The sequence below is a fragment of the Limnohabitans sp. 15K genome, from assembly GCF_002778285.1.
Lineage (GTDB): Bacteria > Pseudomonadota > Gammaproteobacteria > Burkholderiales > Burkholderiaceae_C > Limnohabitans_A.
The window spans coordinates 1,865,370-1,881,021 of the sequence record NZ_NESM01000001.1; the positions used below are offsets into that span (position 1 = coordinate 1,865,370).

11 protein-coding genes are annotated in these 15,652 nt (G+C 52.2%); 4 read left to right on the plus strand and 7 right to left on the minus strand.

Features of this window, described 5'->3' with window-relative positions; genetic code table 11:
- Positions 1 to 506 precede the first annotated feature (506 nt).
- Positions 507 to 1,892 carry a hypothetical protein gene (locus B9Z40_RS08835; protein ID WP_100172806.1) on the plus strand — a complete coding sequence of 462 codons (1,386 nt, stop codon included), beginning with the start codon at positions 507 to 509 and terminating at the stop codon, positions 1,890 to 1,892.
- A gap of 179 nt (positions 1,893 to 2,071) precedes the next feature.
- Here the strand turns inward: B9Z40_RS08835 and B9Z40_RS08840 are convergent, their stop codons facing one another.
- A complete protein-coding gene (locus tag B9Z40_RS08840; RefSeq protein WP_100172807.1) occupies positions 2,072 to 2,509 on the minus strand; it encodes an IS30 family transposase in 438 nt (145 codons plus the stop codon).
- 107 nt (positions 2,510 to 2,616) lie between these two features.
- Entirely contained in the window at positions 2,617 to 4,389 is a 1,773-nt protein-coding gene (locus tag B9Z40_RS08845) for a carboxylesterase family protein (protein WP_100172808.1), read from the minus strand.
- A 197-nt stretch (positions 4,390 to 4,586) separates the two neighbouring features.
- Here B9Z40_RS08845 and B9Z40_RS08850 point away from each other — a divergent pair, with 197 nt between their 5' ends.
- Both B9Z40_RS08850 and B9Z40_RS08855 read left to right on the plus strand, forming a co-directional pair.
- Positions 4,587 to 5,939, plus strand: a complete 1,353-nt coding sequence (locus tag B9Z40_RS08850) for a hypothetical protein (RefSeq protein WP_100172809.1) — start codon at positions 4,587 to 4,589, stop codon at positions 5,937 to 5,939.
- 170 nt (positions 5,940 to 6,109) lie between these two features.
- Positions 6,110 to 7,432: an amino acid permease gene (locus tag B9Z40_RS08855; protein WP_100172810.1), complete on the plus strand. Its 1,323-nt coding sequence runs from the start codon at positions 6,110 to 6,112 to the stop codon at positions 7,430 to 7,432.
- 112 nt (positions 7,433 to 7,544) lie between these two features.
- On the opposite strand, the gene B9Z40_RS08860 is transcribed toward B9Z40_RS08855, so the two are convergent.
- Genes B9Z40_RS08860 through B9Z40_RS08870 form a run of 3 tightly spaced genes read right to left on the minus strand, consistent with a single transcriptional unit; the run spans position 7,545 to position 10,925 of the window.
- Entirely contained in the window at positions 7,545 to 9,536 is a 1,992-nt protein-coding gene (locus B9Z40_RS08860) for a sensor histidine kinase (protein WP_100172811.1), read from the minus strand.
- A gap of 35 nt (positions 9,537 to 9,571) precedes the next feature.
- On the minus strand, positions 9,572 to 10,279 hold the full coding sequence (locus B9Z40_RS08865; protein ID WP_100172812.1) for a response regulator transcription factor: 708 nt from the start codon (positions 10,277 to 10,279) through the stop codon (positions 9,572 to 9,574).
- Between the two features lie 28 nt (positions 10,280 to 10,307).
- Positions 10,308 to 10,925 carry a hypothetical protein gene (locus B9Z40_RS08870; RefSeq protein WP_100172813.1) on the minus strand — a complete coding sequence of 206 codons (618 nt, stop codon included), beginning with the start codon at positions 10,923 to 10,925 and terminating at the stop codon, positions 10,308 to 10,310.
- Between the two features lie 405 nt (positions 10,926 to 11,330).
- On the opposite strand from B9Z40_RS08870, the gene B9Z40_RS08875 reads away from it, so the two are divergent.
- On the plus strand, positions 11,331 to 13,241 hold the full coding sequence (locus B9Z40_RS08875; RefSeq protein WP_158238071.1) for a bifunctional UDP-sugar hydrolase/5'-nucleotidase: 1,911 nt from the start codon (positions 11,331 to 11,333) through the stop codon (positions 13,239 to 13,241).
- A 10-nt stretch (positions 13,242 to 13,251) separates the two neighbouring features.
- On the opposite strand, the gene B9Z40_RS08880 is transcribed toward B9Z40_RS08875, so the two are convergent.
- Positions 13,252 to 14,139, minus strand: coding sequence for a hypothetical protein (locus tag B9Z40_RS08880; RefSeq protein ID WP_143473944.1), 888 nt, complete (start codon positions 14,137 to 14,139; stop codon positions 13,252 to 13,254).
- A 146-nt stretch (positions 14,140 to 14,285) separates the two neighbouring features.
- Entirely contained in the window at positions 14,286 to 15,497 is a 1,212-nt protein-coding gene (locus B9Z40_RS08885) for an SLC13 family permease (RefSeq protein WP_369823422.1), read from the minus strand.
- Positions 15,498 to 15,652 lie beyond the last annotated feature (155 nt).

Below are 15,652 nucleotides of genomic sequence, written 5' to 3' on the forward strand. Positions count from 1 at the left end.
GATGCAATTGCCCCCTGAGATGCCCTGCAGCCGTTCCCACACGTAATGGCTGCGGGTCAAGATCTTTTCTGAACCGTCTCCACCCCGTCTTCTTCCAATTGCGCTAGTGCCGACAACAAACGCCTCTGCCCTGCAATCGCGACGCAGTTAAATTTTTAATCAACAAGAATTCAAATCGGCAGGTCAAAACCGACGAATAGCGACACATCAACTTCGCCACCCGCGAAGTGTTGTGCCATGACCGTACGGACCGTATCATTTATTTCAGTCAGACACCTCGGTTAGAAAAAGCAATTCTTCAATGTTCTAGTGAGTGGCCGCATCGACCCAAAAACACTTGGATGTAAAGATGGATTGTCAGCATCTACTCGGCGAGCCCTTTTCTGGGCAAGCTTGAATCGGTGATTTTTACGATCAGTAAGCCAACAACACATGCTTCTTTTCGGGTCCAGACATGGCTGCGATCATTCTGTAATTTCGGCAAAATTTAAATTCACACAATTACCATGAGAAAACTCAACTTATTTGTACTTGGCATCGCCGCAATCATGCTTTCTGGTTGCGGTGGTGGGCAGGATACGCTGACGCAGTCCACAGACTCGCCAGCACTTACTGCGCCTGCAACCGCAATTGGTTCAGGTTGGATGGCTCGGACTTGGGGCACCATCAAAGATAAGAGACTCGATCAATTGGTCATCCCAGGTACGCATGATTCAGGCACTGCCTTCATGGACAGTCGCTATGGCATGAATACGGCACGAACGCAATCAGGCAGTATTGGCACTCAGCTGAGTGACGGCATTAGGTATCTCGATTTCCGTGTCGAGGAAGCTACACACCGTGGTTGTGCCGATGACAGTGTCTGGTGGTTCAATCACGGAATGTATCGGAGCGAGACACGTCTGATGACTGCGCTTGACGAAATAAGTGCATTCCTGGGACAACCTGCCAACGCCAAGGAATTCCTGATACTGGATTTTCAGGACATCACCCTAAATTACGATGATGGACGGGCCCGCGATAACCTCCTATCCATGATCGAGCGGCGCCTTGGGTCTTATTTGGCTAAGACGGGATGGCAGAAGAAAACCTTAAGTCAATTGTTCGATGACGGTCAACGTGTGGTGGTTGTCTTGGGTAGCAGTGCCAGCAGTAATCTGGACCCGAACTATCAGCAGAGTCCGTGCGGAAACTTTGACCGTCAAAACTTCACATTGCGCGGAGATTCTCTGATCAGTGCCTACGAGGAGTTTGATTGGGCGCGTGACATCAAATCGAGGATTGTGGATGCCCAACTCAACTTAGTAGCCGCCATGAACAGCGGCAACGCGAAAGACAAAGAGTATTTCGATGCCTACCGCAGCGCCACGGAAAACAGCAAATTGCGCGTTCTGCAACTGGTCGTTCGCCCCTCCAATAACTGGTTCGTCGGGAGCTGGGGCAATGCTTATAACAATAAGTTGGGATTTGGGTTTGACCTCCTGACCATGACCAGTCTTCGCATCAACGGCAGGCTCAACTACAACTACAACGAAGACGATGCCGAGAAGTGGTCACATACCTTGAAATCCAATGTCGAGAGCTTCAACAAGTTCTTACAAATATCACCGGCATGTCCATCTGGGTGGCTGGGTAAGCGATTGAGGATGGGACTGGAGGGAGACTCATCGCAATGGAACCGTCCCAATATCGTTATTGTTGACAATTACGCACCCGGCCGAGCAGATCCGCGCGCACAACACGATTGGATCTTGCCCGATTACGTTTCTGGTCAATGGGTAAATAGTTACAGTGGCAGCTACGTAGACATGTTTATCCAGCTGAACAAGATCCGGACAGAGGATCAGCGATTAAAAACAGTTGTAGATCTTTCAGATGATCGTTGCTTATAAATTCGCTGAAACCCCGAACATGACGATTGTTCGGGGCGCACTTCCAAATTGAAAAACCTCTACCTTTCAATTTCGGCGCGTTTTTCCAATGACAGATTTAATTACGAACTGAAACACGGGTTAATGGGGCGTGAAATACCTCCTCAACTCCGCATCGGTGACAGTTTCCATTCGCCGCTTTATTGAAGTGTACTGACGCAGCAGTCCGTTGAAATTCTCTTTTCTGCAGCGCTGCCAGCTGCAATACGGATCGGCAAAGTAAGTCGGGATGCTACACCTAGGGTTTGATCGATGGCTTGGTGATCGGCAAACTCCTTGCCGTGGTCCACCGTCAAGGTCTTCACCCCTGAGTTCAAGGGCTTGAGCTTGGCTTGGTTGGCCTGGCTCACCAAATAAGCAGATTTGTTAGACGGCTTAACCAACAATGCAAAGCTGCTTTTGCGCCCCACCATCGTCACGATGGCTTGTTTGTGAGTCACGCCAATGACGGTATCACCTTCCCAGTGGCCCACTTGCTTGCGATCTTCAATTTGGTTTGGTATCTCGCTGATGGCCTGTTTGGCTTTCAATAGGCTGTGAATTTGATATCGCTCTTCGCGGCTGATGAGCTTGTACATCTGGTAACTTGGACTTGGTGGTTTGAGTGGCCAAGCTGCCTTGACATCCGCAGCCACTCATTATCGGGTTCATCTTTGTTGCACCTCGTACTTGAATCAGCCCATATTCAATTCTCCATCTTCAGTTTGGGGTCCAATTTTTCCCAGAAGGCGCAACGATGATGAGCCCGTGCGTTGTAGCTGGCAATGCCATCGCTTGAAAAGCGCATGACCCTCTCGGGGGCGTCGCTCCGGTAGGCAGACCATAGAGGAATGTCTGGGATATTCGGATTGCCTGTCCTTACAAATTCAGATACGGCACGCACCAATGTGTTGGCCAACAACTGTGACTTTGGCGGTAAATCTTGCGCGTTGATTGATGATGTATTTGAAAGATTCGGAAACAAGTAGTTCAACTCGGAAGAGTGCACGGCCCCCAAGGCCATGCCAGGGTCTTTGCCAGGGGCTATCCCCACACCGAGCACCCTGGCATCAGGATCCGCGAACTCCCACTGATAGACCGTGGCAGACCACTGGCTGAATTTGGAGCCTGCGGCCAAAGCTGCGCAATTGTTAAGGCCTGCTATAGGGATGTAGTCTGAAAAAAGGGATCCGACCTCGTCTGCGGTTGCATCGCGACCCGGAAAATATTCGTCGATGATTTTCTGATAATCGGCATCTCCCCATGCTTGTGGACTGCCAAGGGGCCGCTGGGGATCAAGGCCGTAATAAATACCGAAGTAGGCCTTGAGCTCCTGCGGTGTGATCCTGCCTGGATCCTTGATCAACTTGTGTGGCCCAAGGACATCGTAGGCCACATACAAACGAAGCTCTTCTTGGGTGCCACCGTACAACAAAGGCACACGGTTGAAGTGCTCAGCCAGCAAGGCATTGGAATACCCAGGCAAGGGCACTGTACCGTTGGGACCGTTGTCGATCTTGGGGCCAAAAGGAAACACGGGCTTGATGGCTGCAACGGCCTCCTGCGCTTGCAGGATCTGCTTGAGCGGTTTGGCACGCATGCAGTTGAGCTCAGCACTACTGCCTGGCTGCGAAGGGTCAAAGCAACCAGTCTTTTCAGCCATTAACTGCCAGCTGGGTTTGAAGAAGTCGACGGTAGTTGCGGCGTCATAAACAATCGTCTTGGCTACCGTTGGCCATTGGTACAAACAACCATAGCTGGCAGCCATGGCCTGACGGAAAAGACCGCTGGTTTGTTTGCCGCTTAACAAGTGCAAGCATACCGACGCAGCGCCAGCAGATTCACCTGCCAGCGTTACGCGTTGCGGATCGCCGCCAAATTTGGCAATGTGTTGTTGTACCCATTTCAAGGCGAGCCGCTGGTCCTCGAGACCAATATTGCCGTTCCAAGGTTGATCTTTCTGTGACGGATGAGACATGAACCCGAGCGCACCAACGCGGTAGTTCACTGAGACCACCAACATGCGGCCTTCGCGGGAAAGTTTGTCCAGTCGGTAAAGATTTGAACCTCCTCCGACAAAGCCACCTCCCGGGAGCCAAACGAGGACTGGCAAACGCTCATTCGAACTTGCATTTGCAGGCGATGACACATTGAGCGTCAGGCAATTTTCTTCGAGACTTTCTTCAGTCAAGTCAAATCGAGCGGTTTGAGGACAGGCTCCGCCAAAAGCTGCACCATCCAGGCGATCCGACCAGGCTTGCACCGGGGTGGCCGACGTCCAACGGTCTTTTGCTGAGAGGGGCTGGCTGTAGGGAATTCCGCGGTATTCAATGGCGCCGTTTCTGAAAACACCTTCTACAACCCCTAAGGATGTGGCCACCGAGGGGCGAGCGGAAGAAAAATGGCAGCCTGCCATCAGGCATGCACCCACCATCAGACACAACAATTTGATCATCTTAGAGTCACTTTCTTCGTTCATCAATTGCTCGTCACCGACTGAAAACCAAGCGATTAGATTGGCTTTCAGACTAGCGCGATTAGGATTGAAAAAGCGTCATCAGCTGACGACAAATTCCGACAGATGAAGGCCTGAGCCACAAGGCTGCCCCTCGAATGGCATATTCAATTTAAAGTTAATACAGGTCTGCATCTAAAGAATTTTTTGATGTTCGCCAATTGCAAAAGATCAAACTTTGTCTACAAAAATCCCGCTTCAAAAAAACAATCATGTCAACTTCTTCAACCCCTTTGGGTTTCTTGCAAGGGTTTAAAGAATCTCATTTGACCCTTGAACGGTCATGGCTGAAAGCCGCGGTAGCAGTCATCATGTTGACTGCCAACTTCCTACTTTCGGGTTGCGGCGGCTCCCCAAGCCCTAATCCTCACATCCAACATGTCGCAGTTATCGATGCGGGGAGCAGCGGTTCGCGGGTTGTACTTTATGAACGCATGTTCCGAGGTGATGCGTTACAGGTTGAACAGCGTTTTGCGGACAGTGGCGGCTTGGCGTTATCTGGTTTCGAAAGCACCCCTGGTGATGCAGGCCCATTGGGCGTAAAGCCGCTGCTCGACAAACTTGTTGCCAATTTGCAAGTAAGTGGGGTGTCGCCAGCGTTGGTCGAAGTTCATTTTTTGGCCACTGCCGGTATGCGACTGGTGGAGGGCCGAAACCCCGCCGCAGCTACCGCTATTTATGACAGTGTCCGTTCAACGTTGGCTCGCTCAGGATTGAAACTCGGCCGTATCGGGACTCTCAGTGGAATCGAAGAAGGCCTTTTTGCCTGGATCGATCTGAACGAAATCGCTGGCAATTTCAAGACTGGTCGAGAAGCCACTTTGGGTCTGCTTGAAGTCGGCGGCGCATCTGCTCAAATAGCCTTTGCCACCACCGCACAAGACAATCGGGCGGTATCCGTGTCAGTCAAAGGAAAAAGCCACAGAGTCTTCAGCCAAAGCTGGCTTGGACTTGGTCAGGACCAGGCCAGGCTGTCGATGATCCGCCTAAACCAGTCAGGATCGGGCCTGACAAACAACGTTTGCTACCCGGATAACACTGGCCAAGCCGGCGGCCTGCAGGCCTTTGACGTGGGCATCGAGGGTTTGTTCATCGACTCTGGTCGCTATGATTTCGCGGCCTGTAGCGAGCTGTATGACGCACAGCTGCGCGGCATGCGGGTCAGGGAGGTCACAACAGTTCCTGGCTTTTCCGCATCAACCCTGGTGGGCGCCTCGTCCGTGAGCTTTGCACTAACGGACTGGCGCGCGACCGACGATGTGGGCAAGCTGGGCTCACATCTACAGGCCAATTGCACGGGCCCTGACGCTTACGGGAATCAGGTTCTTCCTTTTCTAGGACGCACGGCACCGGGCAATCGCTTTGCTCAAAACGCCTGCGCCAATGGAACCTTTATGCAGGCCCTGGTGTTTGGACCACAAGGTTTAGGCCTTCTACCTTGGCAATTTGGAGTTCAGATCGACAAAGGCCAAAGCGTCAATTGGACACGAGGGGCGGTACTGATCGACCCATAAAGCCGAGGCGTACCAGCGGCTTGAATCGATACCCGCGCATGTACGCCTAAATGTGATGCACACACCTCTGATCCCACCACTCGCTGTCTCGACAGGATCCCCAATATGAACTCTCTATTTCGCCGCAAACCCTTCATTCAAACAAACATCCAATTGGGCTCAAGAGGTCTATGGGCCGCTGGACTCTGCTGTGCTTCAGCACAGGCTCAATCATTGGCTCAGGCATCTTTGTCATATTGGGTGCAGCAATCGAGAAAGCTGGGCCTGCCGTATTGGTCTCTTTTGCCGTAGCAGCTCTTGCAGCGCTTTTGTCGGCCCTGTCATACGCGGAACTGGCCAGCAAAATACCTTCTAGTGGCTCCTCTTATTCTTATGCCTACGTCACATTAGGTGAAATCGTGGCCTGGAGCGTCGGATGGATGCTGATGTTGGAATACGGTGTTGCCGTTGCTGCGGTGGCGGTAGGCTGGGGTGAGTATCTGAACGTACTGCTGGCTTCGGTGAACATGGCCATACCGCCCGACTTTGCGAATCCGCCAGGTCAGGGGGGGGTCTTCAATGCCCCAGCTTTCATAGTCGTACTGGCCTGTGGACTGTTGCTGATCAGAGGAGCCTCTGAGTCAGCCATGATCAACACCCTCATGGTGTTTCTCAAGATCGTCGTCCTGATTTTTTTCTGCTGCGTTGCCGCTACGGCTTTTGATGCAAACAAGCTTACGCCTTTTGCGCCCTTGGGAGTGGCCGGAATTGTCGCTGCCGCCGGACAAGTATTTTTCTCATACATTGGCTTTGATGCCGCATCGACTGCGGCCGAAGAAGCCCATGACCCCCAGCGTGACCTACCGTTTGCAATTGTGGGCAGCGTATTGCTAGTAACCATTCTCTATCTGTTGGTGGCACTCGCAGCGGTGGGAACATACGGCTGGGAAGGCTTTGCATCAAAGGGCGCTGAGGCGGCGCTGGCCAGTGTGGCTAATAGCGCCGTCGGCGGAACTTGGGCAGGAAATATCATTGCACTAGGGGCTGTTGTCTCAATCTTCAGCGTTGTTCTGGTCGTGATGTACGGACAGACTCGCATTCTCATGGCGATGGCCCGCGATGGTTTGTTGCCGAAGATATTTGCCAAGGTACATGCACGAACACAAACACCGGTGACCAACACTCTCATCGTGACACTGCTGATTGCTCTTCCGGCTGCTCTGGTACCCATGGGGCAACTGGCCGAAGCAACGAGCATAGGCACACTGGGGGCCTTTGCAGTAGTCAACGTAGGCGTGATGGTGTTACGACGTCAACGCTCGGGAACGCAGATCGGGTTTCGCATGCCACTGTATCCCCTCATACCGCTGCTGGCACTTGTGCTGATTGCAGTGATTCTTGCCGGCCTGGACGCAGCAACCTGGCTTGCATTCCTTGTATGGATGACATTGGGAATGGTGTTCTATTTTGCCTACTCTCGCCGACACTCAGAACTTAACAACCATCATGACTAGCTCGAGAATACGATCTCGCCAGGCTTCGTAAAGACCTTCAAGTGGTCGCCCTAAAGGCACGCGTAGACAAAGCTGAATGTATTTATTCCAATTCAATCTCGGCTACTGAAGTTCAGGACACGCAAGGGAGCCAGATAATGAAGGTGGCACCAGCGCCAAGCGTGCTGACAAGTTCAATATGGCCCTCATGTGCTTGGACAATCCGCTGAACTATCGAAAGGCCCAACCCCATCCCCCGAACTTGGCTATCGACGGAGCCCCTGAAAAATTCTCGGAATATTTTGTCCTGGTCCATTAATGGAATGCCAGGCCCTTGATCTGTGACAGACACACCGACTAAGCCCGATTTTTCTTGTAAACCAACCGTGATGGTGGACCCGACAGGAGAATATTTGGCGGCATTGTCGAGCAAGTTACTCAGAACCAGTTCCAGCTGATATTTATCAGCCAGGACTTTTGAGGCTTGAAGTGGCATGTTCATGTGCACGTTATGCCGGGTCAATAAATGTTGCTGAACCTGAAGCTGCTGTTGCACCCAGGCTTCCAGATCGATAGGCCCAAGTACAAGTGTGGCTAGCGTTTCATTCAGGGAATCACTGTGAAGCCACTTGTCGAACATGCTCTTAAGCCGCAATGAGGCCCCTTCAATGGCACTCAACCGCTTAACCACCTCGTCAAGACCATTGGCGTACTCCTTGCGCATGAGCATGGCTTGGCTGTAGATGATACTGAGCGGTGTGCGAAATTCATGCGAGATCATGGAGCCAATCCTCACATACTGCTCACGCAGATTCTTTTCTTCACGCCAGGATGACTCAAGTTGGTTAGTTCGCTCTTGGACCATCCGGGTGAGTTTTTCTTCAGACGCCTTAGACTGATCCAGTAAGGCCTGGTTGGCCTCCAGCGCCAGTGCTTGTGTAGCAACATGGGCGAGATGCTTCTGGCGCAATATTTCACCGAGTGCAAGCGCCACCAACAGCATTTCCACTGCCGTTGTGATCTGCACCAAATAAGAAGTCAATCCGTTAGTAGGGATCAGGCCAAAAGCACGCAAGGCAGCACCACAGACACCCAGCCACAAAACCACCCACCCCAGCAGAAAATACCGTATGCCGCTTCGGTCCAGTCGATAGGCTTTGAAGCCTGCCAGTGTGACCAGTAAACCCATCAGCATTGAGTTAAGCATGAGCATCTGATTGGTCAAGAACAGCAGGTGTGAATAGACCAAATGCCCCAGAGACATCAAGAAGGCTAGAGCAAACATCCACTGACTCAGCGATAAAGAACGATCCAACCAGCTGCGCGAATCCAGACGGACTAACCTGCGCGCAAACATGACTGCAAAAAAAGCCGTCAGACTCAAAAAGAGGCTTTGCGAGATTTCGTCAAATTTTATGAAGTCGTTCCAGACAAAAAGACGGCCATAACCATTGCTGGCAAACACCCCCAGTGCAGCCGAGATGATGTACGCGCTGTAGATTGCAAAGAGGCCATCGCCAATCGACAGAAAAATAACCAAACCATAAATGGCCAGTACCGCCAGTACACCGTAATACATGAACTGCAACGCATGAAACCGTTGCTGGGAAGCCTGGTAGGCATTGGGGGTCCAAACCGTCAAGGGGACGGTCAACGCGTAGCGTGAGGTCACCCGCAAGTAATAAGGTTGCGTCTGCGGTGTCAGCTTCAATGGAAAAATGAAAAAGCGGTCAAAGACAGGCCTGCTTAAGAAAGCACGAGCGCTACCGGTCTGCACCACAGTTCCATCGGGCGCATAAAAGTCCAGGTCCTGCAGCTTGGTGTAGTCGATCTCGAGCAGCCAGTCCTGCGGCGCGTCCGCCTCTCGTGCAAGAGGCAGCTTGATCCAGTAGGCCGACGGGGTAAATCCGAAATTTAACAATTTCCCAGGCCCCGCCCAATGTTTAAATTGTGCGTCTGCTGCTCTGACCTGCTCGAAGGTAAGTTGACCAGCTGGGTCTTCCAGAAAGGTGGCATCTGCAAGTGGATTGAACTTCAAAACTGTCGTAGTCAAGGTGGCCGCCGATGTTGACAATCCGCTCAACAGCAGCGCGAACACCATTAGCAATTTGATAAAAACAGACATAGTCAATCGTACAAAATCATAGGTTACGGCAGACCTTAATCTGGCTCAGACTGCACGGTCGCCGACCCTGTGAAGGCAAAGCCAAAGCCATAAACCGTCTGCAACGGCAACGCTTCGCTACCAATCTGATCAATTTTCTTTCGCAATCGGCGGACCATGATTTCCATTCGGCGAGCATCGTAATAGTCAGGTTTATGGCCCAGACTCGTTACCAACTCCTGCCTGTCGACTGGAACGCCAGCAGCACGCATGAGAGGCTTAAGAAATCTAATTTCGGATTGGGTGAGTTTGACCGCCAGCCCCATAGGTGTGACCAATGACCATTGCACTTCATCAAGTCGCCAGTCACCCGATTGTTGTCGTCGCACACGGCGAGTGAGGTTACGCACCTGCAGAGAAAGCTCTTCGAGATCAAAGGGCTTAACGAAGTAGGCATCGGCACCACATCGGATGCCCTTGAGCCGGTGTTCCTTAGAAATGCGAGCGCTCGTAATAATGAGGCCAGTTTCCTTCAAATCTTTACGCTGTTGGAGTAAGTCCAAGCCATCGCCATCGGGTAGGCCCAGATCAAGAAGGATGACGTCGAATTGTTGCTGCTCAAGGAAAGAAAGTGCTTCCCCTAAACTACCCACACCTACCACCTCGATTCCGTCGAGGCGTAAGAAATTAACCACAGCGTCGCGGAGGTCCGGCTCGTCTTCCACCAACAGCACACTTGGCGCGTCATCTGTTTGCGTTTTCATTTATTTCCGGCCCTAGGCGAGCTAAGCGTCAATACCGCTGGAAAACTTCTGGACGTTTATAGGTTCCATCCTTGTCGTTGCGAACAAAGGCATAAAGCAGGTCATTTTCCCGGTAAAAGGCCAATTGGGCGTCGCCCTCAATCAAAGTTTCGTCGTCTTCCTGGAAACAGTATTCCGATCCACCCACCCCTTTTACACACCAAATGCCAGGTGCATTATTGAGTCGGGAGTAGTCAACTGTCATGCCGCTGGAGAGCACACGCAGGGTGCCAGCTTTAGTGGTTGTGTTGAAAGCGGCTGCTTGTACGGTGCGCGCGATATCGGACAACATAATCGTCGCGATAACCTGCCCGGTTTTCTCAGCCACGATGCTGGATTGAGAGTGCGTCAGATATGCGCCGGGACTCCCAGAGCAATCGGGTTTTGTATGAAAAGTAGTTTCAACCTCTAGCAGCATCTGCTCTTGAGCCGCCCCTGGTCTGATCTGCAGCCAATCCATTCGACCCTTGCCATCGCAGGTGCCCCATTTACCTATGTACGGAGATTGCGGAGTTACTGGCTCAGGCTGAGTGTTGCCGCCACACGCAACAAGCAAAGCTGTCATGGCCAGTAGACCCATCATTTTTTCTGTCAATTTTCCGGTCATACGATTGCTCCTGCACCAAGAGGAACGAGGGTCCCACTAATGACCATCAAATCCTAGCTCAAGCTGTACACGACTCTGAAAATACAAATTCGACAAATACCGACATTGGATTTTTTTAGTCACTTAAATACTTAATTTTGGACAACGCCGTCTGGTGCCGATCAATCATGGGGCTCACAATTCACCTAAGTTTTCCTCTTGCCCTTGAACGTCGATTGATCAGTGACAGCGTGAATCCATGAAGCTTTTACTTTATGAGTCGGTCACTTCTAGCAATTTTGGATGTTTCATAAGAGGCGTTGGCGAGGATTTCAGAAAACCTTGGTTTGGCGGACGCAAGGTCTTGGTGCAGTAGTGCTGAGATTGAGTTACTCCGCTAATGGGTCATATTCATGTCTATCGCGTATGAGAAAACCAATACATCAATTTGAATCAGAACCCTTACTGGGCTACAAAACACGTATCGGGAGATATGTATCAATCGTCGTGCTGGCCATGCTGTCAGTCTGGCTGTTGCAAGGTTGTGGCAGCAGTCATGAGGCTCCCGTGAGTGTAAAAATACTCGCTGTGAACGACTTTCACGGCTATCTGCTCCCAGAAAAGCAACTGGTCATGAGCCTACCCGATCCCGACGGCGGTGCAGATGTGCGTGTCAATGTCGGAGGCGCTGCTTACCTTGCCAGCCTTGTCCGACAAACACGTGCGCAATCGCCGAACACTCTTTTTGTCGGGGTTGGCGATTTTGTCGGAGGCTCACCGGCACTGTCCACTTGGACAACAGGCGAGGCCACCATTGAAGCCATGAACCTGATCGGACTGGAGGTCAGTGCGGTTGGTAATCACGAATTCGACCGGGGCAAGGCCGAGCTCAAAAGACTGCAGAACGGCGGCTGCGCCACAGGGGTACCGACAAGCAGTGCGCAGGAGTTCAGTTGCGCCCGCACAGGTGCTTTTGAAGGAGCGCGGTTTCCCTACCTGGCAGCTAATGTGATCGACCATGACACAGGAAAGAGCCTGTTCCCAGCAACATTCGTGCGTCGGGTAGGGTCAGTATCCATCGGCTTTATTGGCCTGACCCTTCGCGATACACCACAGTCCACACGGGGCGCGCAAGGCCTGACCTTTCTCGATGAAGTCAGTACGATACGAGAACATGCTGCACGGCTCAAACAAGAGGGGGTGGAAGCTGTGGTGGTGCTACTCCACGAAGGAGGCTCCACCAGCACCTCATCGCTAAGAGATCAGACTTGTGCTGATCTTGCTGGACCAATCAAATCCATTGTCTCTTCACTACCACCAACCGTGGATGTGGTGCTCAGTGCGCACACCCACTTCGATTACTTGTGCGAGATCAACGGTATTTTGCTGAGTCAGGCTGGCTCCTATGGTCGCATGGCAACCGAGATCAACTTAAGCATCAGACCAGGTCGCGGCGTGACGTCCAAATCAGGCAAAACAGTGCCCATCATCAACGACCTTACTGCGACCGCTCCGAAGGGCTACTCCATCCTCTCACCGGATCCGCAAGTTTCTCGCTTGGTGGAGTTCTACGACCAACTCACCCGGCCGCTAAGAACCCGTGCTTTGGGCTTCATTAACAGCAATATTTTGCGTACCGACATCGACGGCGCCGGGCAGGTGGTGAGCAGCGGAACCAGGATAGATGTAGCCGACCACCCCATTGGCCGGGTCTTTGCCGACGCACTCCTTGCCATGCCCGTACCCGATGGTCAAACAGCGGATGTGGCTTTCATCAACCCCGGGGGGCTGCGAAACTACCTGCCCATGCTAGAAGGTGGCAAGGTCGACTATGAAACCCTGTTCGGTGTCGCGCCCTTCGGGGATGCCCTTTACAGGGTCGAGATGACTGGCGAATCCCTGATCCGATTGCTCGAACAGCAATGGGAGGCGCCCAACTGCACTGGCAAGCGATACAAGGGCATCTGCGGGCGGGTACTGCAACCCAGCAACAGCCTGACCTACACGTGGACTTTTAGCCCAGAAGGCCAAGGCAAAGCGAGCGGTACAGGCAAGATGATCGACCTTGATTCGGTTCGAATTCATGGCAAACCGTTGGTACTCGATGCCATTTACAAAGTCGTAACAGTGGAATTTTTGGCCGTCTATGGCGGCGACTACTTCACTGCTTTTACCAACCAGCGCATTTCCCTGCAGAATATTGCAGCCACAGATATGGATGCCTTACAGGCCTATCTCTCCCGCTTCACCGCCAACTCACCTCTGACACCACCCCCATCGCGGATTCGCTGTGTCGAAAAAGTCACCGGTAAAGCTTGCGAAATCCCAGTCTTATGACCTCTGGTCTTCAAGGATACAGTTGTCCTGCAGCCCGTGCCGCCTCAAGGTAGATTTCTGGCGGTTTAAAGCCACGTCTTACCCAAGCGGAGCGGCGCATTGATATGTCATATGAAGAGTTAACCTGACTTGATGCAGAGGGCCGCTGTTCGGGATTGGCGAGTTGCCTGAGGGCCATTTCCATGGCCTTCGCTCCCAGTTCAGTTGGCGATGATGAAACGGCCAATCCGCCACCGAAGCGCACGTACGAAGCACGCACACCAATAGGCAAGGGCACGGCGTGCTGTTCCGTCCAAGCGGTCACATCAGCCTCTGGTGCCATGCGCCGACTCCCTGGTACAGCTGGTATTTTGTCTGTCGTCAGCACCAATAGAATGTCAGCGCCGCGTGCAGGTCCTGACACAAAGGCTCTCCAGGCCTCAAAGTTACCAACCAGCGCCTGTGCCCTGATGCGGTGGCGTCCCCAGTCGTAACGCAACACCTGCTCCATTTCAGCGCGGCCCGTCAGATCATCCACACCAACTACCGCAATATTTAGGGATTTTGTGGGATTCGTCTGTTCGAGCAGCCTGTTGATAGCCTGCAAGGGCAATTGTTCGCGAATGCCCCCGACGCCGCTGCTGGCGCTATAACCGTAGCTTACGGGCTCATCCATTAGACCGGTGTAAAGGATTTTCATGTCCCTGCGGCCCACGTAATGCCGCGCCACAAGTTCACTGGTTTCATCATCCACCGCAATCAGCACATGTGGATCAAACTGTTCGATTTTTCGACCAACTGCAGCAGTCAGAACCTGGGTGTCCACCCCGTCGGCGAGGATGTCTAGGTTCAGGTAGTCACGCGTAACGGACACTGGCATGCGGTTGGATGCCAAGACCTTGTTGAAGCCTGCGTCCATGGCTGAAGTCCATGATGATGCCTGGCTGAGAGAGTGAAGCACAAGGATACGGGGCTTAGTGGCGTTGAAAATGGTCAGAAGCAGCAAACTCGTGACCAAGAAAACAGCGACCAGGGTTTGACGAAGCAATCGACTTGAGTGAGGGGTCATACCAACCCCATCCAGCTCCACAAGGGAAGAGAGCCCAACACTGCAAGCAAACGAGCACCGTTCATCAGTAAGTTATGGCGCAAAAAGGCTCGCTCGTCCATCACAGAAGTCACACCAGCGTTGACGGCGATCATGTAGGGAGTTATCTGGTATCGGAAAAACCAGATATCTGAGAAGACTGTAATGACGAATATGCACAACCACAGGTGTATTCCTTGGCTCTGCGCAATTGGCAACAAGATGACTGCGGACAAAAGCATACCTGCAGGGATCGGAAAGAAAAGACGAAGGAGCAGGACCACAAATAGGGCCAATCCAATGAAGCGGTAAGTGTCGCCATGAATGAATGCTGACATTCCCCGAAGCGACTGAGCCAGTTCAGCCGTCAGGCCCAGATAATCCATGACCTTGATCAAGCAGTCGGTGCTGATGAGAAAAACAATCATCGGCCAGTCCACATTTTTTTGCAGATCGTTCTTGGTCATGGCACCCGTGACCAGCAGATAGATCAACACCGCACCAACAACTGCTGCGGGACTGACATGATGGACACTGGTGGTCATCGCACCTAAGAGAAAAAGTACAAAGCCCGAAGCGGTGACCTTCTCTGCCATGCTAGGTGCACCAAGTAATTTGAGACGGTCGGCCAGCATTGCCCGCGAGACTTCGGCAACTTCGACATCACGAAATACCCAACGGCTGGCTAAAAAATGGCACCCTAGCAAGACGAGGGTGGAAAAAGCTGCCGCCGACAGCCAGAACAGCCCACCGAAGTCGTCCTGCAGATGAGTCGGCAAAAAACCAAAGACCGAAATCGTGGCTGACTTGCTGGTTGCCAGTGAAGATGAAAACAGAAATGCACCGGCAAAAGTTGCGGTGAAAAGAGCAGTCACGTTCGCACTGCGAGGTGCTAGTCGCAAACCAAGTCGCATGTCGTCGAATGCGGGCATCATCAATGCAATGCGGTTGTTTGCCGAGGGAGTCCCCGTGGACAACACCAAACCGTAAAGTATCAAGCTGACCTGATGCCACAGCGGGCGGTTGGGCAATTTCAAGAGTAGCCAAAGAAAAATTCGATTACTGAGGCCTGAGCTTGTCATCATTGCCGCTAGGGCAAACACCCCCAACAAGGTCATCATGCTCGAAGATGCAAAGCTGGACAACACCACTGCAGGTGGTGCCAAGCCCACAAACAACATGAAGACCAACGCAAGAAAGGGCGGTACGAATTCATCCTGTTGATTAGCCAGACAAACTGAGCCAGTGTTTGCATCGAATATTGAGCCACTGGTTTTTAAAGAATTGGCTTATTCGGTTGTGGATAAGTTTAGCTGTTCTGTGTTTTTAGCTCCTTTCGTTTTGG